18 protein-coding genes are annotated in these 22,294 nt (G+C 52.0%); 9 read left to right on the top strand and 9 right to left on the bottom strand.

Going from position 1 to position 22,294, the window contains the following annotated elements; all coding sequences use genetic code 11:
- Position 1 precedes the first annotated feature (1 nt).
- A complete protein-coding gene (locus tag GQ52_RS02705) occupies positions 2-1,654 on the bottom strand; it encodes a GspE/PulE family protein (RefSeq protein WP_047514944.1) in 1,653 nt (550 codons plus the stop codon).
- A 143-nt stretch (positions 1,655-1,797) separates the two neighbouring features.
- On the opposite strand from GQ52_RS02705, the gene trmL reads away from it, so the two are divergent.
- The 4 genes from trmL (at position 1,798) to GQ52_RS02725 (ending at position 9,141) form a co-directional block, all read left to right on the top strand.
- Positions 1,798-2,262, top strand: coding sequence for a tRNA (uridine(34)/cytosine(34)/5-carboxymethylaminomethyluridine(34)-2'-O)-methyltransferase TrmL (gene trmL, locus GQ52_RS02710; RefSeq protein ID WP_047514955.1), 465 nt, complete (start codon positions 1,798-1,800; stop codon positions 2,260-2,262).
- A gap of 1,022 nt (positions 2,263-3,284) precedes the next feature.
- Complete coding sequence (gene uvrD / locus GQ52_RS02715) at positions 3,285-5,465, top strand: DNA helicase II (protein ID WP_047514957.1); 2,181 nt, start codon at positions 3,285-3,287, stop codon at positions 5,463-5,465.
- A gap of 9 nt (positions 5,466-5,474) precedes the next feature.
- Positions 5,475-7,259 (top strand): PglL family O-oligosaccharyltransferase, encoded by a 1,785-nt coding sequence (locus GQ52_RS02720; RefSeq protein ID WP_152604410.1) that lies wholly within the window; start codon positions 5,475-5,477, stop codon positions 7,257-7,259.
- 100 nt (positions 7,260-7,359) lie between these two features.
- Complete coding sequence (locus tag GQ52_RS02725; protein WP_047514963.1) at positions 7,360-9,141, top strand: GGDEF domain-containing protein; 1,782 nt, start codon at positions 7,360-7,362, stop codon at positions 9,139-9,141.
- A 9-nt stretch (positions 9,142-9,150) separates the two neighbouring features.
- On the opposite strand, the gene GQ52_RS02730 is transcribed toward GQ52_RS02725, so the two are convergent.
- From GQ52_RS02730 to GQ52_RS02745, 4 genes are all read right to left on the bottom strand, one after another.
- Positions 9,151-9,942: a BPSS1780 family membrane protein gene (locus GQ52_RS02730; protein WP_019881298.1), complete on the bottom strand. Its 792-nt coding sequence runs from the start codon at positions 9,940-9,942 to the stop codon at positions 9,151-9,153.
- A 102-nt stretch (positions 9,943-10,044) separates the two neighbouring features.
- Entirely contained in the window at positions 10,045-10,971 is a 927-nt protein-coding gene (locus tag GQ52_RS02735) for a homoserine kinase (RefSeq protein WP_019881297.1), read from the bottom strand.
- Between the two features lie 40 nt (positions 10,972-11,011).
- Positions 11,012-11,356 (bottom strand): DUF2782 domain-containing protein, encoded by a 345-nt coding sequence (locus GQ52_RS02740; RefSeq protein WP_024929398.1) that lies wholly within the window; start codon positions 11,354-11,356, stop codon positions 11,012-11,014.
- Between the two features lie 115 nt (positions 11,357-11,471).
- The gene (locus GQ52_RS02745; RefSeq protein ID WP_024929397.1) at positions 11,472-12,197 is read right to left on the bottom strand and encodes a TIGR00730 family Rossman fold protein; all 726 of its coding nucleotides are present in this window, start codon (positions 12,195-12,197) and stop codon (positions 11,472-11,474) included.
- Between the two features lie 95 nt (positions 12,198-12,292).
- Between GQ52_RS02745 and polA the strand changes: the two genes are divergently transcribed.
- The 3 genes from polA (at position 12,293) to GQ52_RS02760 (ending at position 15,689) form a co-directional block, all read left to right on the top strand.
- Entirely contained in the window at positions 12,293-15,058 is a 2,766-nt protein-coding gene (gene polA / locus GQ52_RS02750) for a DNA polymerase I (protein WP_047514966.1), read from the top strand.
- Between the two features lie 51 nt (positions 15,059-15,109).
- A complete protein-coding gene (locus tag GQ52_RS02755; protein ID WP_024929395.1) occupies positions 15,110-15,328 on the top strand; it encodes a hypothetical protein in 219 nt (72 codons plus the stop codon).
- A gap of 121 nt (positions 15,329-15,449) precedes the next feature.
- Positions 15,450-15,689, top strand: a complete 240-nt coding sequence (locus tag GQ52_RS02760; protein WP_019881289.1) for a GlsB/YeaQ/YmgE family stress response membrane protein — start codon at positions 15,450-15,452, stop codon at positions 15,687-15,689.
- A gap of 27 nt (positions 15,690-15,716) precedes the next feature.
- Here the strand turns inward: GQ52_RS02760 and GQ52_RS02765 are convergent, their stop codons facing one another.
- Positions 15,717-17,393 carry a diguanylate cyclase domain-containing protein gene (locus GQ52_RS02765; protein WP_235272937.1) on the bottom strand — a complete coding sequence of 559 codons (1,677 nt, stop codon included), beginning with the start codon at positions 17,391-17,393 and terminating at the stop codon, positions 15,717-15,719.
- 193 nt (positions 17,394-17,586) lie between these two features.
- Here GQ52_RS02765 and GQ52_RS02770 point away from each other — a divergent pair, with 193 nt between their 5' ends.
- Both GQ52_RS02770 and GQ52_RS02775 read left to right on the top strand, forming a co-directional pair.
- A complete protein-coding gene (locus GQ52_RS02770; RefSeq protein ID WP_024929393.1) occupies positions 17,587-18,327 on the top strand; it encodes a molybdopterin-binding protein in 741 nt (246 codons plus the stop codon).
- 6 nt (positions 18,328-18,333) lie between these two features.
- Positions 18,334-18,612: a YkgJ family cysteine cluster protein gene (locus GQ52_RS02775; protein WP_081979305.1), complete on the top strand. Its 279-nt coding sequence runs from the start codon at positions 18,334-18,336 to the stop codon at positions 18,610-18,612.
- Here the strand turns inward: GQ52_RS02775 and lgt are convergent.
- The 3 genes from lgt to GQ52_RS02790 all read right to left on the bottom strand — a co-directional run bounded on the left by lgt (position 18,609) and on the right by GQ52_RS02790 (position 22,288).
- The gene (lgt, locus tag GQ52_RS02780; protein WP_047514977.1) at positions 18,609-19,400 is read right to left on the bottom strand and encodes a prolipoprotein diacylglyceryl transferase; all 792 of its coding nucleotides are present in this window, start codon (positions 19,398-19,400) and stop codon (positions 18,609-18,611) included. The two genes, GQ52_RS02775 and lgt, sit on opposite strands and share 4 nt — an antisense overlap.
- 45 nt (positions 19,401-19,445) lie before the next feature.
- On the bottom strand, positions 19,446-20,720 hold the full coding sequence (locus GQ52_RS02785) for an MFS transporter (RefSeq protein WP_047514979.1): 1,275 nt from the start codon (positions 20,718-20,720) through the stop codon (positions 19,446-19,448).
- A 113-nt stretch (positions 20,721-20,833) separates the two neighbouring features.
- Positions 20,834-22,288 (bottom strand): efflux transporter outer membrane subunit, encoded by a 1,455-nt coding sequence (locus GQ52_RS02790; RefSeq protein WP_047514982.1) that lies wholly within the window; start codon positions 22,286-22,288, stop codon positions 20,834-20,836.
- Between the last annotated feature and the right edge of the window lie 6 nt (positions 22,289-22,294).

The raw sequence follows: 22,294 nt of genomic DNA on the forward strand, positions 1-22,294 counted from the left end.
CTTACTCTTCAAACTGATTATCGACACGCATGATTTCATCGAGCGTAGTCTTACCATCTATCGCCAGCTGCAATGACTGATCGCGCAGGGTTTTGCCTTTTAGCCGCTCACGCGCTTTTTTGATGAAGACATTGGTATCTGGCATGTTGGCTGCCATGGCCAATTCATCAGTCATCTCTAAAAATTCGTATAAACCAACCCGCCCCAAATAGCCAGTGCGGTTACAGTGCTGGCAGCCTTTGCCATGACGGAAATTCGTCACCACATCCGGTTGCTGTATGACCTGATTTAACCAGACCGACTCTGACTCAGTTGGTGTATGCTCGACGGCACAATGTGGGCAAATAAGTCGCACCAGCCGCTGCGCCAACACGCCTAACAGCGACATGGCGACCATAAAACGCGGTACGCCCATATCGATCAAACGTACTGGGGCGGTGGAAGCATCATTGGTATGCAATGTTGACAGCACCAAGTGACCAGTCATAGAGGCACGCAAACCGGTTTGCGCAGTTTCCTCATCACGCATCTCACCCACCAATACGATGTCCGGGTCCTGACGCAAAATAGCGCGCAATAACTTGGGAAAGTCCAGCTCAATCTTTTCGTTGACCTGAGTTTGGATTATGCCCGGCAAACGATATTCCACCGGGTCTTCTACAGTAATCACCTTGGTCTCGGGTGTATTCAACTCACTCAGCGCAGAATACAGGGTGGTGGTTTTACCACTACCTGTCGGACCGGTGACCAGCACCATGCCGCTTGGACGGCCGATCATTTTACGGAAACGCACCAGCAAGTCCGGCGGCATACCTAGTTTATCAAGCTGGAAATGCCCGGTATTCTGGATCAGCAAACGCATCACCACGGTCTCGCCATACTGGGTAGGCATGGTAGAAATACGCATATCCACCGCGCGGCCTTTTACGGTAAAGCCAAAGCGACCATCCTGCGGCAAGCGCTTCTCTGAGATATCCAGACCAGCCATGATTTTGAGACGCATCACCAGCGCAGTGGCAATCTTGCTATCCGATTGCGTCTGAAAGTGCATCACACCATCAATACGAAAACGGATCAGCAGTTTATTTTCTTGTGGCTCAATATGTACGTCAGACGCGCGCACCTGCACTGCATCTTCAAAAATAGTCTGCAACAGCTTAACAACAGGCGCGTCATCTATGCCCAGGTCCACGCCCATCAGGCTGGCAAGATCAACATTGCTGGCGGCGAGGTCTTCTTGCAGCTCCAACGCCAGTGAAGAAATTTGCTCGGTCTGGCGATAAGAGCGGTCAATGGTCTGCATAAGCAGACTTTCCTGCACGACGACAATATCAATGTCGCGTTTGAGCAGCCTGACCAACTCGTCATACGCATACACATCCGATGGATCAACCATCGCGATCAGGAAACTGTTGGGGCGCTCTTCGAGCAGGATGGCGCGGAAACGGCGCGACTGAACTTCAGGGAGTTTTTGAACCTGCTTCACGTCCAGTTCGTACTGGCCCAGATCCAAAAATGGAATATTCAACTGAGAAGCGACAGCCTCGGCAATTTGCCGCTCATTGGCGTAGCCTTTTTCAGCAATCACGCGGCCCAGGCGACGACCCGACTTGCGCTGTTCTTCCAGCGCCTGATCGAGCTGAGCTTGGGTCATGAAATTCTGTCTGACCAGAATTTCACCTAATCTAATTTTCTCGGGACGAGCCATGGCGTTGTAATTATTTATCTATATAGACTTTTCTTCGTCTATCATATCACCAACATTCTACCCTTACGTTTGTAAACAAGCTGCAAAAAATGTTTCATATCGTCCTTTTCGAACCCGAAATTCCACCCAATACGGGAAATATCATACGCTTATGTGCCAATGCCGGCGCAAAACTGCACCTGGTCAAGCCCTTAGGCTTTGAGCTCTCTGACAAACACCTCAAGCGCGCAGGACTGGATTACCACGAATACGCAGAACTCACCGTCTACGAGAACTGGGCAGAATGCCAACAGCACCTGCAAGGCAAACGCATGTTTGCACTCACCACCAAAGGCAGTACAAGACACACTGATTTACAGTTTAAAGATGAAGATGTCTTTGTGTTTGGACCAGAATCGCGCGGCTTGCCAGAAGACATCCGTGCACAATTTGCGCCAGAACATCGCGTCAGGCTACCGATGCTGCCGCACAGCCGCAGCCTCAACCTGTCAAACTCAGCCGCTATTTTGCTGTATGAAGCCTGGCGTCAAACCGGGTTCCCCGGGGGCGTGTGAAAGTAATAGGCAAAAAAAGCCCCGATTAAGGGGTAAATCGGGGCAACAGGCCTCATCGTAAAGGCTTCCGCTCAGGGAGGAAAGAAGCGGAAAGATGATTCATCATCATCGTGCTGATATGAGTCTTCTGCGTTTTGAAAAGTTCCGATAACTTATCACCATAAATCTAATTTGGTGCGGATGGGCATAGTTATCTGCACTCCGAGTAAGCTAAAAAATCATTCTTTAGTCATCCAGCATTTGCTCATAAACGCTGATTTTTTCGCCTGTATGGCGAGTTACTTTTTTTGCTTGCCCCAAAAAAGTAACCAAAAAGAGGGCACCCAGCCATCACGGCCTGCGGCTTCCTTGCGTTGCTCAACAAAATAAGCGGTCACGAAACTCGCCCTAGCAGCTTGCACATTACGCAAGCTGCCGCGGTGCTCAAACAGTCGCTCCCTCTACTCTTATTTTGTCTCCGCTACTCAGCGTGATGGGATGGGATTTGTCTCGCCAAACAACCATTAGTGAAAGTTTAACGGAAGCATAATTCCTCTGGTTTATTGATAACCACCAAGAATGGTTGCGCTCAGTTGGTGTTCGGGGTCCCCATCTGCCGCGCCGAGCAACGCAGGGTTGGCGGGAGGTCTCGGCCATCGGCTGTCCGAGTTCCGCAACAAGCCACGCTCTGTGTGGCTTGTCAGGGCGAGTTTCGATGGACGCCCGGCAATTCGAGTAGCACAGGATACAAGCGGAAGTTGGGGTGTCTTGTTCTTTGCCTTCTTTCTTATGGACAAGCATAAGAAAGAACGGTCGCCGAGAGGCGAAACAGATCGCTCATTAAATAAGCAAGCAACTTACTCCTAATATGCCTTTCACTTTTTCAAGCAAAGAAAAGTAACTCGCCAAAAAAGCGAAAAGAAACCCCTAAACCAATAGAACAATCTTTTGTTACAATCCCACACCCAGCAAACGCCTTAGCGACACAGGATCTGACCAAACAATCCATCAAATTCCCCTGCACATCATGCGATAATAATCACATGCAATCTGAAACCAATCTCCTCCAGGGTCTCAACGATAAACAACTGCAAGCGGTCACCCTGCCGCATCTTTCTGCGCTCATTCTGGCGGGTGCTGGCAGCGGTAAAACACGGGTGCTGACGACGCGCATCGCCTGGTTGATCCAAACTGGCCAAACCTCGCCCATGGGCCTGATGGCCGTGACCTTTACCAACAAGGCGGCCAAAGAAATGCTGACGCGTTTGACCAGCATGTTGCCGATCAACACACGCGGCATGTGGGCAGGCACTTTTCACGGTTTATGTAACCGCATGTTGCGTGCGCACTACCGCGAAGCCAGATTGCCAAGCACCTTCCAGATTCTGGATACCGCAGATCAGCTTTCTGCCATCAAGCGCGTGATGAAAGCCATGAATGTGGATGATGAGAAATATCCACCCAAGCAAGTGATGGGCTATATCAATAGTTGCAAAGAGGAAGGCTTGCGCGCGGAGACGGTGGATGCCTATGACGGCCATAGCCAGAAGTTGCGTGAGATTTATGCTGCCTATGACCAACAGTGTAACCGCGAGGGTGTGGCGGACTTTGCCGAACTGCTTTTGCGTTGCTACGAACTGCTGGAGCGCGAACCGCATATCCGCGCCCATTACCAGCAGCGTTTTCAATACATCCTGGTCGATGAGTTCCAGGATACCAACCGCCTGCAATATTTATGGCTGAAATTACTGGGCGGCGCACACAACAGCATTTTTGCTGTGGGCGATGACGACCAGAGTATTTATGCGTTCCGCGGTGCCCGTGTTGGCAATATGAGCGATTTCCAGCGTGACTTTAATGTGCAGAATATCGTCAAGCTGGAAGAAAACTACCGCTCGCACAGCAACATTCTCGATGCGGCGAATGCCATCATCACCAATAACCGTAACCGCCTTGGTAAGAACTTGTGGACCTCTGCGGGCAAGGGCGAGCCGATTCGCATTTATGAGGCTTATAACGATACCGACGAAGCGCAGTTTATTGTCGACGAAGTAAACATGCTGCAAAAAGAAGGCGTACCGCTGGGCGACATGGCCCTGCTCTACCGCAGCAATGCGCAGTCACGCATTCTTGAGCACACCTTGTTTTCAGCCAATATCCCTTATCGTGTTTATGGCGGCCTGCGCTTTTTCGAACGCGCCGAAATCAAGCACGCACTGGCTTATTTGCGCCTGATTGCCAATGCCAACGACGATACCGCCTTATTGCGCATCGTCAATTTTCCACCACGCGGCATAGGCGCACGCGGCCTGGAACAACTGCAAGAAGCCGCCCGCCAGAACGAATGCAGCTTATGGCAAGCAGCGACCAATAAAGTCGGCGAGGGCAAACTGGGCAGCAAGGGGCTGGATGGCTTTGTCGCCCTGATCAGGCAGATGGTGGACCATGGCTATGGCATCACATTAGGTGAGATGGCTGAAATGGTGATCAACCTGAGTGGCCTGATGGCGCACTACCAGAATGACAAGGAAGGCGAAGACCGCATCGAAAACTTGCAAGAACTGGTCACTGCCGCCGTGGCATTTAGCAATCAGGCCTTGGGTAATCACCATAATATGGATGAAGATGCCGACCAGCTGACGCAGTTTCTAAACCATGCCAGCCTGGAAGCCGGCGATCATCAGGCTGATGTCGGGCATGAAGCCTTGCAGCTGATGACGGTACACGCCGCCAAAGGCCTGGAGTTTCACAACGTGTTTATCGGCGGTGTAGAGGAAGGCTTGTTCCCGCATGAGCAAGCTGCTTACGAAAATGGCGGCCTGGAAGAAGAGCGCCGCCTGATGTATGTGGCAGTCACGCGCGCGCGCCAACGCCTTTATCTCACGTATGCCCAAAGCCGTATGCTGCATGGGCAAGTGCGTTACGGTATTGCCTCACGCTTTATCGATGAAATCCCTGTCGACCTGACCAAGCGCTTGAATAGCAAACCAGTCGCCAAACCTTATGCCGCAGGTGGGCAATACAATGCGCAGCCAGTGCAAGCAAGCAGCGCACAATCCAGCTACCCGTTTAAGATTGGCCAGAGCGTGCGTCATGGCAAATTTGGTGAGGGCGTGGTGGTGAGCTATGAAGGCAACGCTAATGACCTGGCGATTAAGGTAAATTTTGGCAGCGCCGGCCTGAAAACGCTGATGCTGGAATACGCCAAGCTGGAAAAGATTTAGGCCAGGCCAGTGCAATTATTCGAGCGTTTTCATAGCGATCCATTAACCCAGGCAAGTCTATTCTGTGCAGGTGCAATGTTCTGCCTGCCCTTTGTGCTAGCCTACCACCATATTCCAGTTGCGAGCTTTTACAACGAGTGGGTCGCTGCTTTCTGTGGGGTAATGGCGGCATTTTCCCTTTCAAGCGCCAGCTTCTGGCAAGCGCCGAGACTACCGGTCTCCAGTCTGATTTTCCTGTTTCTGTTAATACTCACTCATGTACAGGTGGTTTTTGGTAGATCGCCTAGTGTATCCAGTCTGCCACTGATTCAGTCTTACATAATGTGGGCTTTTCTGGTGTGCGTACTCGGCCAGCATCTTAGGCTTGCAGTTGGTTGGAAAACTCTCACCAGCACACTGGCCTGGGCGCTGGTAAGTGCTGGCGCTGTCAATGCATTTTTTGTCGGCTTGCAGATTATCCAGCAATTTGGCCTCAAATTCGGCATCACACTGCCCAATTACGGGATGTTGGGGCAAAGCAATAATTTTGCAGATATCACAGCCCTCGCCATGATCTCACTGCTTTACCTAAGACTCACAGTCCAAATCAGCCTAGGGGCTCTGTATGTGGGTCTCGCACTCGGGCTTGTGATGTTCACACTTTCAGGCTCACGCAGTTCAGTTTTGTATTTAGTCGCAATTGCCTTTTGGAGCTGGCAATTACTGATTAAAACACGCAATCGGCAAGCACCTACCCTGGCAACCAGACAGTTGTTATACATCAGCTTGGGATTGTTGCCTGCATTTATTGCAATCCAGCTGATCGTGGCTACATATTTTCCTCAGGCACTCACACACACGCCGATGGCACGCGCTGCGGAGCTACTGACCTCGAATCCACAATCACTACGCTGGCAGTTCTGGCAAACCAGTCTTTACCTGTTTAAACAGTCGCCACTCATGGGCGTCGGCATGGGCCAGATGCGGTGGCAGACCTTTTTGCTCGTCAATGATGCGCAGGCCAACCCTGCTCATTTGTTTTTTGAGCATGCCCATAATATCGTTTTTAATTTGCTGGCCGAACTGGGGCTGATTGCGCCGCTAATAGTATGTTTGGGCGTGCTTTTCTGTTTTGTCAGTTTTCTCAGAAAGCAAGGCCTGCAACCTGAAGGCTGGTGGGTAATGTCGGTCATGACTACGATAGGTATACACAGCATGCTTGAATACCCATTGTGGTATGCATTTTTCTTAGGTATCACCGCTTTTTTGATGGGCGCTGCAGACGTTCATACCCTGAGCCTCACTTCCAGCAGCCCTGGCCTAAAAAAGTGGCTGCGTATCTCCGTCCTGTGTATCGGCCTTTATGGCCTACAACAACTGACTGTTATGTGGATTGGATACGCCAAGCTGGAAAAACAGATTGCGGTCGCCACCCAGCCAGTGATGACTATCACGCAAAAGCAAAAGCTGGTTGAAGAGATGCTGTGGGTGGATCAGCACACGCTGCTCGCACCCTGCGCCGAATTGGTACTGGCTACTTTTTTGACACCTGTCAGCAGTCAAGCGGCAAACCAGCTACCGATAGTGGAGAACGCCGTCAGATTTATGCCGCTTCGCCGCCCTCTCCTCAACCTGATCATTCTGCTAGATATGAATCACAGACACGCGGAAGCACTGCAGCATCTGCGATCTCTTCACCGCATCATCGGTATAGATATCCAGTTAGAAATTTTAAAGATGCCCGCCGAGCATATTCCGCGACTGATCTCATTGTTGCAAGCGTCCGAAGCCACTCCACCAGTGCAGTCTAAATAACCAACAGTACACACAGCTGCGCTGAAGGCTGTCATAAATATTTCATCGGCCATTTGCACAACTTAATCAAGAAGCAGTTAAAACCGTCGATACTGCTTGCATGATATACGCCCCTCCCCAGCTCGAAGTTGAAGCCATCCTGGCGCAGAGAAATCTGTTACCGCTGTTTCAGCCTATCGTTGATATTAAACACGCCCGTGTATTTGCGCATGAAGCACTGATCCGGGGCCCGGTGGAATCCAGGTTGCATTCGCCGATTGCGCTGTTTAATGCCGCCAGTTTATGTGGCCTGAATATCGAGATGGAATACGCGGCGCGTGAGGTCATCTTCAATGAGTACAGCCGCACCGATAGGTCTCATCCCTTGTTTGTGAACTTCAGCCCAGACTGCCTGCTATTAAACGAGGGACATTTGTCTTTTGGCCTGACACAGCTTGAGAAATGCGGTCTCAAACCTGGTGATATCGTGATTGAAATCACCGAGAGCTCTACCATCCGCGATTATGCCGAGCTGCGGGATGCTATCCTGCGCTTTAAAGCGTTAGGGTTCAAAATCGCACTGGACGACCTGGGTGAAGGCACGTCCAGCTTGCGGTTGTGGTCTGAGCTGTCGCCGGAATATGTCAAGATCGACAAGCACTTTATCGCCAATATACACAACGACCCGATGAAGCTGGAGTTTGTGCGCGGCATCCAAAAAATCGCGGTTGAATCGAATACGCTGACCATTGCCGAAGGGATAGAAACCAAAGAAGAACTGGCAGTGATCAAAGACTTGAAAATAGACTTTGCCCAAGGCTACCTGTTTGGACGGCCGTTCCCCAAGTTTCAATATGCCCTCACCGAAGAGGTGCATAACCTGCTGAATAAAAACATTGTCCGCCTGTTTGCTGACCAGCAAAGTCATGCGTCAAAACAGGCCACCGTGGTCGGCTTAACCAGTTACCAGACTGCCGCCATGCCAGACATGACCAATGAAGAGGTATACAACTGGTTTAACAGTGACACCACGCTCAACTCGATTCCGGTGATTAATCAGCAGGGAATACCGTTAGGGTTGATCAGCCGCTACGACACCATAGACCGCTTTGCACGCCGCTACCAAAAAGAACTACATGGCAAAAAGTCTTGTACGACCTTTATGGATACCCAGTGCCTGATGGTGCAAAAAAACATGACCATTCTGGCATTGAGCGAACTGATTCTGGCGGCAGATCCCAAATATCTGCTCAATGGATTCATGATTGTCGATGGCGAGCGCTATGTTGGCATGGGTAGCGGGCATGCCTTGCTACGCGAAGTCACCAATATGCAAATTCACGCCGCGCGCTACGCCAACCCGCTCACGTTACTGCCAGGCAATGTGCCCATCAATGCCCATATTGATAAATTGCTGGAGCGGCGTATCCCGTTTGTGGCCTGTTATTGTGATTTAGACCACTTCAAACCATTTAACGATGCCTATGGCTATCGCCGTGGCGATGAGGTCATTCAGTTTGTCGGCCGCTTATTGAGTAGCATGGTCAACAATGAACATGACTTTGTCGGCCATATTGGCGGCGATGACTTTGTGCTGATTTTTCAAAGCGAAGAGTGGGAAGCCGTTTGTCATGACATCCTGGAGACCATTGCCAAAGTGATGCCGGACTTTTATGACTTGAAAGACGTACAACTTGGCGGCATTCGCATAGAAGACCGTTTGGGTAACGAGCATTTTTACCCGTTTGGTAGTTTGTCCATCGGCGCTGTGCGGGCTTGCTCGGATTCATTTGCCAGCCATCACGAAGTGGCTGGCGCCATGAGCAATGCTAAAAAACAGGCCAAAAAGACCATAGGCAACAGCCTGTTTACTGAGCGGCGCAAGCTATCCGCAAGCGCTTAACCTATATGGTCAGGCTTCGACTTGTGGCGCAGCCCTGAACACATCCTTGTAGCTGATATATTGGAAAGCAAACATCAGGGCATTAATCACCAGCAAGGCTGCAAACACCAACAGTGGCATCAATAGTTGCGCCAGCATCGGAATTAACGCACCCAGAATGCCGATCACCAGCCCCAACCCCAGCATCACCACCAGCATGCCAACGGTCATCACCAGCCAGGAAACGCTCATTGGCACCGTGTATTGCAACATCCCGGCAATGCTGGATTTAATCGCTTTGAGCAAGGGGTAGCCATTCAGGGCAATCAGCATCGGTGAGAACCAGGTGGCAATAAACAAAGGTAACAGCAGTAGCAATACCTTGACGATAAAAGACAGTGTGTTTTCCAAAAACAGCGTCATTTGTGATTCTGTCATGCCCGCTTTGGTCGGCGCGTGCGAAATCAGTGAAGCGAGGTCGCTACTGAGTAGATAGGTCGCCAGTACAGCGTACACCAGGCAGCTGGCACCCAACAGCACTAGCGGTTTGAAGTGCAACTGCAATTGCTGCCAGACGGCTGGCGGTGACATGCTGCCCTGCAAATCTACCTGTCGATACAACAGCACGATCAAGGCCATACACACTGGCCAGATCACCACCGAGACCAAGCCCAAAAACCCGAGCAAAGGCAATGAGGGCAACACCATGAAAATCACGATATAGGCCAGTGAACACAACATCCAGACATGCGGCTGTGTGCGGAACAAGGCCAGGCTTTCTTTCACCCAGCGTACACCGCGCTGGCTTCCGGTTTCTGTCATACGTCTCCCTTTTTTATCTTTTCCAGGCAACACAGAATAAGTGGCTGCGCGGACACATTGCTGCGTTGCACTTTATCGCTCGCTCACTTACTCCGCGTTTCCTTAAGTCAACACTTTACGATTCAGCAGTACCCGCTCAAAATGCGCCGGGTCTTTGGCATGCGTGAGCTCGCCCGCGACCGGGTAATAAAAATCATACAGGCGCGATAACCAGAAACGCAATGCTGCCCGGCGCAACAAGGCAGGCCAGTGGATTTTTTCGGCCACGGTGAATGGGCGCTCGGACTGGTAAGCATTCATAAATGCCGCCAGTTTTTCATCCACAAAGTTTCCGGCGGCATCGACACACCACTCATTCGCAGCAATCGCCACATCGTAGGCAAGCACATCGTGGCAGGCATAGTAAAAATCAATAAAGCCACCCAGCACATCGCCATCAAACAACACATTGTCCCGGAACAAGTCACCATGGATCACGCCATGTGGCAAACGTGACAAATCCAGGCCATGCTGGAACTCTAATTCTTCTTGCAACAGGTGTTGCTGTACCGGTGCCAATTTAGGCATCACCTGCTGCGCGGTCATCACGCGCCAGCCCTGCCCACGTTGATTGTGTGACTGCTCATGAAAATCCAGCCCGGCCACATGCATGCGCGCCAAGGTTCTCGCCACGGCCTCAATCTGTTTGACATTGGGCTGGCTGACATCGCTGCCTTTCAGGCAACTCACCATCAAGGCCGGTTTACTGTGAATACGGTGCAAAGCCGTATTATTCTGGTCCGTAATGGGCTTGGGACAAGGAATACCATGCCGGGACAAATGCGTCATCAAATGAACGAAATAAGGCAGTTCGTCAAAGTCATTCTTTTCAAACACGGTCAGCACAAAACGCGACTGACTGGTTTCAACGAAATAATTGGTATTGGTGATACCGGCAGCGATACCACGCAAGGTGTGCAGCTCGCCAACATTAAAAGGCGCCAGCCACTGGCGCACTTCATCCAAACTCAGAGTGGTAAAAACAGACATGTTTATTTGCTAACCTGCCAGCAATGGCAGGCGATCAGAATTAGAATCGGAACAGAATCCATTTGGGAACGGACAGTGGACGGGTCGGGCCATCATGCACCCAGTCACCATTACGGTCTTCGCGATGCAGGTAATAAGATTTGCCACTTGGCGGCGTCACTTTCACCATATACACCTCGCCGTTCAGGCTGTACTCCTCGACGTCATTCTCGCCATCTTTGCGTTTATTGACGCTAGGCTGGTCAATCGGTTGCCCTTCAATCACCTTGGGTGGTGGTGGCACTTCTTCAAGCAGCTCGGCATCTTTGGGGGCTGCAGCCCACACCGGCATCGCAATCGCAGCGATGCAGATACCTGCCAGCAATAAACGGGAAAAATCACGCATGGAAGACTCCTTAGTCATTAACGACTATTCTAGCAAAAACCCACGCGCTGGCGGTCACTGCATACATAATAAACTTTGCATCATACTGCCCGGCTAACAACACCAGGGCAAACAATTACAGATAAAGCTGCATCTTGCGTTCGGCTGGGGTCAGCTCAAAGCCTGTGGTTTCATAATGCTTGAAAATCGCATCGACAATCTGTTGCGGCTCATCAATGATCTGAATCAGATCCATATCCTCGGGCGACGCCATGCCTTCCGCCACCAGCGTATTGCGCAACCAGTCAACCAAGCCGGCCCAGAACTTGCTGCCAACCAGGATAATCGGAATCTTGCGGCTCTTGCCGGTTTGCACCAGCGTAATCGCTTCCATCACTTCATCCAGCGTGCCAAAACCACCTGGCATCACCACAAACGCGCTGGCATATTTGACAAACATGACCTTGCGCATAAAAAAGTATTTAAAGCTAATGCCAATGTCCTGATACGGATTGCCATGTTGTTCAAACGGCAACCTGATATTGAGACCAACACTGGCACCACGGCCCGGGAACGCCCCTTTGTTGGCAGCTTCCATCACGCCAGGGCCGCCACCGGAAATCACACTAAAACCGGAATCTGACAGCAAACGCGCAATTTCTTCAGTGAGCAGGTAGTAAGGATGATCAGGCTTGGTACGCGCACTGCCAAAAATAGACACGGCAGGCATAATGGCTTTGAGGCTTTCGGTCGCGCCGACAAACTCGGCCATAATCTCAAATGCCCGCCAGGATTCATGGCTGACATCATCGCCATCCAATAATTCTGGCTCCACCATGCTTGGTAGTTTTTGACTGCTCATACATCTATCCTTCAAATCACAAACCAAATTAGTGTACATGAAGTCGCTTTGAAATGCGTAAAATACGCCATTGATTTGATTCACGAGAACGCACAATGAAAACCTTGCTTCTGGTAGACGGTTCCAGTTACCTTTATCGCGCCTTTCACGCCATGCCGGATTTGCGCAATTCGGCCAATGAGCCAGTCGGCGCGATTCAGGGCGTGCTTAACATGCTGCGCCGACTGCATAAAGACTATCCATCAGATTACAGCGCCTGTGTGTTCGATGCCAAAGGCAAAACCTTCCGCGACGACTTGTACCCGGAATACAAAGCCAATCGTGCCAGCATGCCAGATGACCTGCGGGCGCAAATCGAACCGCTGTATGAAACCATACGCGCCATGGGCTGGCCGTTGATTATTGAAGAAGGCGTGGAAGCCGATGACGTCATAGGTGCGCTGGCCAAGCAGGCCGAAAAAGAAGGCATCAAAACCATCATCTCCACGGGTGATAAAGACATCACACAACTGGTCAACAACCACATCACGGTGGTCAATACCATGCGCGATGCTTTCCGCAAAACCGATGATGTGCTGGACATTGCCGGTGTTGAAAATAAGTTTGGCATCCCGCCTGACAGAATTATCGACTACCTGGTGCTGGTCGGCGACACCGCAGACAACGTGCCCGGTGTGGAAAAGGTCGGCCCGAAAACCGCCGTCAAATGGCTGACCGAATACGGCACGCTGGATAACATTATTGCCAATGCCGACAATATCAAAGGCGTGGTCGGCGAGAACCTGCGCAAGGCCCTGCCCTGGCTACCGACGGCGCGCGAGCTAATTACCATCCGCTGCGATATCGGTTTATGTGAGAGTTTTGACGAACTGATTGCGCAAACGCCGGATAAAGAAAAACTGCTGGCGTTGTTTGACCACTTTGAGTTTCGTAGTTGGAAGCGTGAACTGGACAAGCTGCCGGACGGTGCGACTGCGCCCACGAGTGAAAATCCGACTGCCTCCACAGTAGATTCACTGAGTACAGCCCCCGCCACGACGTATACCCCTGACACACGTCGTCAGTACCAGACGATTCTAAATGATGCCGACCTGGATAGCTGGCTAGCTAAACTACAACAAGCCGAGCTAGTGTGTTTTGACACCGAAACCACCTCGCTGGATGCCATGCAGGCAAAAATTGTCGGCGTATCTTTTAGTGTGACTCCCGGCGAAGCCGCTTATGTGCCACTCACGCATGACTATTTTGATGCGCCAGAGCAGCTTTCTTTGCAGGCCACTTTGAACAAGTTGCAGCCAATTCTGGAAAATCCGGCCATTAGAAAAGTCGGTCAGAACCTCAAATATGACATGCATGTGCTGGCCAATCATGGCATCCAGCTGCAAGGCGTGGCGCATGACACCCTGCTGGAATCTTATGTATTCGAGAGCCACAAAGGCCATGGCATGGATGAGCTCAGTGAGCGTCATCTGGATATTACGCCCATCAGCTACGAAAGCGTGGCGGGCAAAGGGGCCAAACAAGTCGGCTTTAGCCAGGTCACCGTCGAGCAGGCATCAGAATATGCCGCCGAGGATGCGGACATTACACTGCAACTGCACCAGGCTTTATACCCACAAGTGACCACCTCTGACAAACTCAATTTCATTTATGAAAAGATTGAATTACCCAGCATGCTGGTGCTGCAACGCATGGAGCGCAACGGCGTACTGATAGACAGCCATATGCTCAATCGACAGAGCAATGAAATCGGCCTGCGTTTGATGGAGGTTGAAAAACAGGCATTCGAACTGGCCGGACAACCGTTTAACCTCGGTAGCCCCAAGCAATTGCAAGAGATTTTGTTCGGCAAACTGGGGATCAAGCCGTTGAAAAAAACGCCATCAGGGGCGCCATCGACTGACGAAGACGTGTTGCAGGAACTGGCGCTGGACTACCCTTTGCCAAAAGTGATTCTGGAACACAGGAGCCTGGCCAAACTGAAGTCGACTTACACCGACAAACTGCCGAAAATGATTAATGCGCAAACCGGACGCGTGCATACCAATTACAACCAGGCCGTTGCCATCACCGGCCGCCTGGCGAGCTCGGACCCCAACCTGCAGAACATCCCGGTGCGCACAGCTGAAGGCCGCCGTATCCGCGAAGCCTTTGTGGCGCCACCTGGCTCGCATATTGTCTCTGCGGACTACTCGCAAATTGAATTACGTATTATGGCGCATCTGTCACAAGATGCTGGCATGCTGAGCGCATTTGCCAACAATGAAGACATTCACCGCGCCACTGCCGCAGAGATTTTTGGCGTGGAGCGCGCGGCAGTCGACAGCGAACAACGTCGCTACGCCAAGGTGATCAACTTCGGCCTGATTTACGGCATGAGCGCCTTTGGCCTGGCACAAAACCTCAATATCGAACGTAGCGCCGCAGCCAATTACATCGAGCGCTATTTCGCCCGCTATCCCGGCGTACGGCAGTATATGAGCGATACGCGCGAGCTGGCCAAACAGCAAGGCTATGTGGAAACCATTTTTGGCCGTCGCTTGTGGGTGCCGGAGATCAACAGCGCTAACGTACAACGGCGCAATGGCGCCGAACGCGCCGCGATCAATGCCCCGATGCAAGGCACCGCCGCCGACTTGATCAAACTGGCCATGATCGCGGTCGACCAATGGCTGACAGCAGAAAAACTGCAAACCAAACTCATCATGCAGGTACACGATGAACTGGTACTGGAAGTGCCGGAGGCCGAACTTGAACTGGTGAAATCCACCTTGCCCAAACTGATGCAGCATGTCGCCACACTGGATGTGCCCTTACTGGCCGAAGTGGGCAGCGGTAGCAACTGGGAAAGCGCGCATTAAATGCACGCCATATGTTAAGGTAATACATCCATCACACACAGGGGACTCGCGATGAAATCGTCGCTTATGATCGGTATTATTTTGATAGCACTTGGTACGGCCGGATTAGTGTTCAAAGGCTTTAGTTACGAGAGCAAAGAAACCGTGGCTAAAATCGGCTCGTTAGAAGCCAGTGCGGAAATCACTAAAGATGTCGAGATTCCGCAAGCACTCAGCATCATCGTCCTCGTGGCCGGTGTGGCAATGGTGCTGGTTGGCCTGAAAAAATAACGCTGGCCAATCACCCACGTTTGCCAGTCTTTTCTGACAGACGTTTACTGCGCCCGCTGACAGATCACACCAGAAGTTCTGGTTAGCATACGATTTCATCACAACAACAAGGGAGATTCACATGCTTTGGACGATTGTAGTTGGCATTATTGCAGGTTGGTTGGCCGGTTTGATTATGAAGGGCGATGGTTTTGGCCTGATCTGGGATTTGATTTTGGGCATCGCCGGTGCAGTCGTTGGCGGCTGGCTGTTTGGCTTGCTTGGCCTCAGTGCCAGCGGCGGCATGGTGGGTAGTATTATCGTGGCCACTATCGGCGCGGTGTTCCTGATTTTCATTTCACGCTTGCTCAGGTCCGCCTAGACGCATCACGCAGTACCAGACTAAATACTAAATGCTGGAAAAGACTACTTTTCCAGCATTACCTTTTTTAGCCAAATACATGGCGGCATCTGCCTTTTCAAGCAAGGCCTCAATCTCTTCTTTTTTCCGTGGCCATGCAAATGCCACACCTATGCTGCAACCCACCGTGATTTCCTGCCCGGACTGAAAGCGGATCGGCTGTTGAATGGATTCGATCAGTTTCTCTGCAATCCTGGTGGCCAGGACGCGTGGATGGTCAGTAAATGTGAGTAGAATCACAAACTCGTCACCCCCAAACCGGCACACCATATCGTCTTCGCGCAATACTTTCGGGATACGTTGCGACACCGTAATCAAGACTTCATCCCCTGCCGCATGCCCCAGCGTATCATTGACTGACTTAAAGCCGTCTAAATCCAGAAACAGCAAGATCATGCCACGGCTGACGTTGTGTGCGTGGGCGCCACTGGCAATACCGCGCATCAGGCTCAGCAGGCCACGCCGGTTAAACAATCCGGTCAATGGATCTTCGGTCAGCAGTTTTTCCAGCGCATTTTGCTGCGTGTGAAACGCCGTCATATCCATCAGAAAGCTGATGCAAAAATTCGACTCATATTCCATGACCCGCGTCAGCGCAATCCTCAGCGGGATTTCATGGCCATCAGCATGAAATCCATGACGTTCCGCCACAATTTTTTCAGAAGTATCTTGCTGCCTGCGTTTTCTGGCATAGGCATTTAATTGTTTCCAGTCGGGAATCATTTTTGAGATATGTTTACCGATAATTAACTGTGCCTGATAGCCAAACATGCCTTCAAACGCGCGATTGACCATTTTGATAAACCCTTTGGCATCGGTAATCACAATGGCATCAATCGCATTTTGAAAGATGACCCGCATTTGGTGTTCCTTGAACTGCAAATCACGGGCAAGCTGGCGCTGCCTGGCAAGCATATTTTGCGCAATAGCAGCACCGATCAAAATCATCGTGCCCAATGTCACCAGCGTCGACAAATACCAGCGATCGACCGTCGGCACGGGCCGGACAAACTCGGCTACCCCCACGAATGCTGCAGCCGCCATCCCGATATAATGCATAATCGTAATGGCCGCGCCCATCACCAGCCCGCTGACGACATGACGCCAGGCACGCAGCCGTTGCAATCGTTCACATTGCTGGCCAAACCATAATGCAAGCACCGCAAGCAACACGGCAGCCACCACAGAAATCAGGACCCACCATGGTTTGAATGTCATGGTCGCGGCGGTACGTATGGCCAACATGCCGCTGTAGTGCATGATGCCAATCCCCAGTCCAATAATCATGCCGCTTAACCATAAATGCTTAACGCCTTTTTCAGCGCGTGAGATCCAGCGCATGGCAGCCCAGGAAGCGACAAAAGCAGGCCAGATAGAGAGCAAAGTGATGAGCGGATCGTATTTAACGGTGACGCAAAGCTCGAATGCCAGCATACCGAGGAAGTGCATGCTCCAGACCGCCGCGCCTAATACCGTGGCACCGCTCAATAGCGCAATTTTCTGGTCTCTTTTTAACTGGAATTGGGGGGCCAGATCAGCCAGGTACATGGCCAATATAGAGGCTATTGCAGCAATGAAATAAGACAACACCACCATCCATCCCTCGTAACGGGACAGAATGATAGAACCTGCTGGACTCACAACTTCAAACAAAAAGTTCGTCAATTGCTGGTATCCAATCACGCATGGTGACTTTATCAGGGTGTGGAGCGCGGATCGATTACCGTATCTGAGCGCTCACGGCTGGCGCTAATTGAATTTAGTGTGCATGCATCACAGTGACATAAATTTAAAAGCGCTCACTGGTATTATGATGACCTTGAAAAACACTTTCAAAACACATTTACGCAAATTAACCATGAATCAGTTCGGCATTTATATCATTGGCGATGAAATCCTGTCCGGCAAACGCCAGGATGCGCATCTTGGCAAAGTGATTTCGCTGTTGTCAGCCCGCGGTTTGCAATTGAGTTGGGCACATTTTATTGGTGATATCCCCGACCAGATCACCAGTCACCTCAAAGCCAGTATGGCTCGCGGTGATGTCGTGTTCAGTTTTGGCGGTATTGGTGCCACGCCGGATGACCATACGCGGCAATGTGCGGCCGCAGCCGCAGGCGTGACGATTGAGCGCCATGCAGGCGCCGTTGCCAATATCGAGGCGCAGTATGGCGCAGGCGCTTACCCTAAGCGGGTGCTGATGGCCGACTTTCCACAAGGCTGCGACCTGATTCCCAACCCAATTAATCGCGTGGCCGGATTCAGCCTGAATCAGCATTACTTTGTGCCGGGCTTTCCTGAAATGGCCCACCCCATGGTGGAATGGGTACTCGAGACGTATTACAGCGACCTGTTTCATACGGCAGACTACCTGGAACAAGCCATCGTTGTCACCGAGGCGGGGGAAAGTGACCTGATTGATTTAATGCACCAGATGTTAAGCCAGTATCCCATGCTGAAATTGTTCAGCCTGCCGCGCACCAATCAGCGTCGCACCACTGAGGTCGGCATGAAAGGACAAAGTGCATTGGTCAAACAGGCCATGCAAGACCTGAAAGCTGGCGTGTCGGCGCTTGGCTACCCCTGGGTAGAGGTATAAATCGCGATGGATTGCCGCCCGCAATGCGGTGCATGTTGTATTGCACCATCGATTACCAGTGCGATCCCCGGTATGCCTGATGGTAAACCGGCGGGGGTGGCCTGCATTCAACTGGACGACTTATTCAGGTGCAAACTGTTTGGTCAACCCGAGCGCCCGGATTTTTGTGGCGGCTTGCAGCCCAGCCTGGAAATGTGCGGCGATGCCGAACAGCCGCGTGAATATGCCATACGCTGGCTGAGTGCACTAGAATTGGCGACCCAGCCAGAGACGCCTGGCCATTAGGGTTTACGGTAGGCCCAACGCATCATGCCCAGCCCGACCAGGATCATGGGTACGCATAACCACTGCCCCATACTCAGGCCCAGAGACAACAAGCCTAGAAAGCTGTCCGGCTCACGGGTGAATTCGACAATAAACCGGAAGCTGCCGTAACAGAGCAGGAACAAGGCAGAGATTGCGCCGATGGGGCGTTTTTTACCCGCGAACGTCCATAACACCAGAAACAACACAATGCCTTCCAGCGCAAATTCATACAACTGCGACGGATGGCGGGCCACCTGATCCACCGCAGGAAACACCATGCCCCAATCGGCGTTGGTCGGACGCCCCCATAACTCGGCATTGATAAAATTACCCAGTCGCCCCGCGCCAAGGCCAATCGGCACTAAAGGCGCTACAAAATCCATCAGTTGCAACCAAATCACGCCACGCTTGCGCGCAAACAGCGCCATTGCCACCATTACGCCAATAAAGCCGCCGTGAAACGACATACCGCCCTGCCACAAGGCAAAAATCTCCAGCGGATGTTGCAGAAAATAAGCCGGTTGATAAAACAGCACATAGCCCAAACGACCACCAAACACCACACCCAGCGCAATGTAAAACAGCATATCGTCCGGGTCACGTTCCTGCCAGGGGGAGGCCGAATCCAGCTTGCGCAAGCGCTTGACCTGGTATTGCCCCAGCCACAAGCCGCCAAAAAAGCCGACCAGGTACATCAGGCCATACCAATGAATACCGAAACTGCCAATTTGCAATGCGATGGGGTTAAAGCCCGGATGGATAAACATGCCGTATCACCGTGAAAAAAACTGCATTATACCTGCTCGCCACGCCTACGCAGTGACGTCTTGCAGCGCTGCAGGCGATGTCATTCGCCACACCGCTAACAGGCTGATAAGCGCCATCAGCGACATATAGGCGCCCACCCAAGGTAAGCCTCCCTGCTGCACCAGGGATTGCGCAATCGCTGGCGCAAAAGACGCGCCTAAAATACCGCCCAACTGGTAACTCAGGCCGGCACCACTATAGCGTACGGCGACCGGGAACTGCTCGGGCAAAAATGCGCCCATGGGGGCGAACGTCACCCCCATCAAAAACAACGCTGAGAATAAAAACAGCAATATCCATAACCAGTCGCCGCTCCCCAACAGTGGCGCCAGTGCAAAGCCCAGCAACAGTGCCAGTACTTGCCCGCACATCAGCACCGGGCGCCTGCCAACACGGTCTGCCCACCAGGCCGCAAGCGGTGTCGCCAGTGCCATGCCGATGACGGCCACGCATAACATGCCCAAAAATACTGGCCGCGCGATATGCAGGGTCTGTGTGCCATAGCTCAGGCAAAACACCGTTGCCGTGTAAAACAGGTGATAACACACGCCCATGGCCAGCGCGCCCAATACAATGGCGCGCCCATGTTGCAGCAACAAGGCTTTCAACGGCCAGCGGTGTAAATGCTGTGCGGACTGCGCCTGTGCAAATACCGGCGTTTCAGCCAGTTTAAACCTGACATATAAGCCCACCATCACCAGCGCCGCGCTGATGATAAACGGCACACGCCAACCCCATTGTTCAAACTGGGCTTCGCTCAGGCCCAGACTCAGGGCTAAAAATGTCAACGTGGCCAGCAGAAAACCGATCGACGGCCCCAGTTGCGGAAACATGCCATACCAGCCACGCTTGTTTGCAGGCGCATACTCGGTGGCCAGTAAGGCCGCCCCCGCCCATTCGCCCCCCAGGCCGATACCTTGTGCGAACCTTAGCAAGCAAAGCACGACTGGCGCCCAGACGCCCCAGCTGGCATAGCCTGGTAGCAGACCAATCAAAAAAGTGGCGCTCCCCATTACCAGCAATGAAGCAGCCAGTGTCGACTTACGGCCAATACGGTCACCAAAGTGGCCAAATAATAATGCGCCTACTGGCCGCGCAATAAAAGCCAGGCCAAAGGTGAGCAGCGCATTCAGCGATTGTATGGCCGGATCACTGGCAGGAAAAAATACTTGCCCGATCACCAGCGCAGCGGCCATGGCATAAATATAAAAATCATAAAACTCGATGGCGGTGCCGATAAAACTGGCAAAGGCGATATGCTTTAATGAAGGTGTCGTCATGCAGGCATCTTAAGGCTGTCGCCAGGTTTTGCCTAGCCAATAAAAAACCGGGGTCACGATCTCTCGTTACCCCGGCTAGCTCACACATACTCAAAGAATGACTGTTTAGGACATTATTTCTTAGCCTCCTCAGCCTCGGCAGTGACACTTTCAGGCTTCCAGCCACCGCCCAGTGCCTTGAACAGGTCCACCGACGCGGTCAGCGTATTCTGGCGGCTCTGCACCACAGCCTGCGTAGCCTCATTATGGTTACGCTGTGCATCCAGCACTTCCAGGTAGCTGGTATAGCCTGCCTCATAGCGGTTTTTCGCCACGCGCAGAATATTGCCAGTGGTTTTTTCCTTGGACTCGGCCAAGGCTTCTTGCTCACGGTATTGTTGCGCATTCACCAGTGCGTCGCTAACTTCGGTAAACGCAGTTTGCAAGGTGTTCTGATAAGTTGCCAGTACTTGTTTTTGCTGCGCTGTCGCCTGATCCAGACGTGCATTCAAGCGGCCGCCGTTGAAAATCGGCATGCTGATATCCAAACCAAGTGACCAGACGCGTGCAGGCGATTTCAGCAAGTTATTCAGCGCGATACTTTCACCACCATAAGTGGTAGATAGCGAGATACTTGGGTAAAACGCGGCGCGTGCCACGGCAATGTTGGCATTGGCTGACACCATGTCCTGCTCTGCCTGGCGCACGTCCGGACGTGCTTCCATCAGGGCTGAAGGCAGACCGGTTGGCGCGACTGGTGGGGTTGGCATCGCCATCAGGTCACCCGCCGCGATTTTCAGGCCAAGATCATTGGTCAGCAAACCGATCTGATGCTCACTCAAGGCGCGCAAGCGCTTCAATTCCAGCGTCTGCGTTTGCAGCGTGGTGACGACCAGCTCCGCCTGATGTGCGTCCAGAATGGTAGACACACCACCTTCAACCCGACGTTTGGCCAGATCCAGGCTGTCCTGTGCGGTTTTCAGGTTTTGCGTATTGACCAGCAATTGCGCATCCAAACTGCGTATCATCAGGTAATGATTGGCCACCAGGCTGGACAACGACCAAGTCACCGCCTCTTTGGCATAACGCGTTGCCAGCAGTTGCGCACGCGCAGCTTCATTGGCACGGCGCAGTTTGCCCCACAGGTCCAGCTCATAACTGCCGTTCAAGCCGACTTTGTAGGTTTTACGCGGGTTGTTACCAAACACCGGGAACACACCGGACTCGGTAACACGGTTACGTAAACCGGAACCGGTTGCGGTGACGGTAGGCAACAAGTTACCGCCGATTTCACGCATTTGCGCGTCAGCCTCTTCAATGCGTGCTACAGCCAGTTGCACGTTATTATTTTTGGCCAGCGCAGTGTCTACTAGCTGGTTTAACTGGCTGTCATTAAACAGTGTCCACCATTGCTGCAACGCCAGTTGCTGCTCGGTACTGAGTGTGTCAGCACCCGCAGCGCCATATTGGTCTGGCAACTGCGGTGCAGGACGCGAATACAAATCACCCAGCATCTGGCAACCGGTCATGGACAAGGTCAACAACCCCAGCAGCAATGATCGCTGTAACGGTTTTAATGCAATTTTCATTGTCGG

Source organism: Methylophilus sp. Q8 (genome assembly GCF_000800115.1).
Classification (GTDB): Bacteria; Pseudomonadota; Gammaproteobacteria; order Burkholderiales; family Methylophilaceae; genus Methylophilus.

Bases quoted from the DNA above. Each gene is read 5' to 3' on its own strand.
- GQ52_RS02705 (WP_047514944.1), bottom strand. From the start codon at position 1,654: ATGACCCAAGCTCAGCTCGATCAGGCGCTGGAAGAACAGCGCAAGTCG.
- trmL (WP_047514955.1), top strand. From the start codon at position 1,798: ATGTTTCATATCGTCCTTTTCGAACCCGAAATTCCACCCAATACGGGA.
- uvrD (WP_047514957.1), top strand. From the start codon at position 3,285: ATGCAATCTGAAACCAATCTCCTCCAGGGTCTCAACGATAAACAACTG.
- GQ52_RS02725 (WP_047514963.1), top strand. From the start codon at position 7,360: ATGATATACGCCCCTCCCCAGCTCGAAGTTGAAGCCATCCTGGCGCAG.
- GQ52_RS02730 (WP_019881298.1), bottom strand. From the start codon at position 9,942: ATGACAGAAACCGGAAGCCAGCGCGGTGTACGCTGGGTGAAAGAAAGC.
- GQ52_RS02735 (WP_019881297.1), bottom strand. From the start codon at position 10,971: ATGTCTGTTTTTACCACTCTGAGTTTGGATGAAGTGCGCCAGTGGCTG.
- GQ52_RS02740 (WP_024929398.1), bottom strand. From the start codon at position 11,356: ATGCGTGATTTTTCCCGTTTATTGCTGGCAGGTATCTGCATCGCTGCG.
- GQ52_RS02745 (WP_024929397.1), bottom strand. From the start codon at position 12,197: ATGAGCAGTCAAAAACTACCAAGCATGGTGGAGCCAGAATTATTGGAT.
- polA (WP_047514966.1), top strand. From the start codon at position 12,293: ATGAAAACCTTGCTTCTGGTAGACGGTTCCAGTTACCTTTATCGCGCC.
- GQ52_RS02755 (WP_024929395.1), top strand. From the start codon at position 15,110: ATGAAATCGTCGCTTATGATCGGTATTATTTTGATAGCACTTGGTACG.
- GQ52_RS02760 (WP_019881289.1), top strand. From the start codon at position 15,450: ATGCTTTGGACGATTGTAGTTGGCATTATTGCAGGTTGGTTGGCCGGT.
- GQ52_RS02770 (WP_024929393.1), top strand. From the start codon at position 17,587: ATGAATCAGTTCGGCATTTATATCATTGGCGATGAAATCCTGTCCGGC.
- GQ52_RS02775 (WP_081979305.1), top strand. From the start codon at position 18,334: ATGGATTGCCGCCCGCAATGCGGTGCATGTTGTATTGCACCATCGATT.
- lgt (WP_047514977.1), bottom strand. From the start codon at position 19,400: ATGTTTATCCATCCGGGCTTTAACCCCATCGCATTGCAAATTGGCAGT.
- GQ52_RS02785 (WP_047514979.1), bottom strand. From the start codon at position 20,720: ATGACGACACCTTCATTAAAGCATATCGCCTTTGCCAGTTTTATCGGC.
- GQ52_RS02790 (WP_047514982.1), bottom strand. From the start codon at position 22,288: ATGAAAATTGCATTAAAACCGTTACAGCGATCATTGCTGCTGGGGTTG.